The following is a 350-nucleotide window of genomic DNA, read 5'->3' on the forward strand; positions in this document are numbered from 1 at the left end:
TCAGAAGAAGAAAAGCAACGTATCATAAGTCAGCTAAAAAAATTTAAGAGTGATGTAGAGGATAATGGCGCAAGTTTTAGGTCTAAAGTTATTCTATACGGTCAAGATCCAGGTATAAAACAATCGGGTTACAAATATACGCTTAACAGAAAAAAACCTAGGATGGTGAAGGAATTTCGTGAAGCAGCATTTTCCTTGCAAGAAGGACAGGTTTCTGAGCCTTTTGAAACCGATTTTGGATTCCATATTGTCTATTGCGAAAAAATTAGAGGCCAGGAGTATGATGTTAGTCATGTGCTATTGATTCCAAAAGTTTCTGATGCCTCAATAATTGAAGCAAAAGAAAAACT

Annotated in this window: 1 protein-coding gene; it reads left to right on the forward strand. The window is 35.7% G+C overall.

All coding sequences use genetic code 11. The annotated features are described in order from the left end of the window. Positions 1-350: peptidylprolyl isomerase (locus J8281_RS19300; RefSeq protein ID WP_210199267.1), on the forward strand; the 350-nt coding region annotated here is incomplete at both ends.

Source organism: Aquimarina sp. U1-2 (assembly GCF_017897595.1).
In the GTDB taxonomy this organism is placed as follows: Bacteria; Bacteroidota; Bacteroidia; order Flavobacteriales; family Flavobacteriaceae; genus Aquimarina.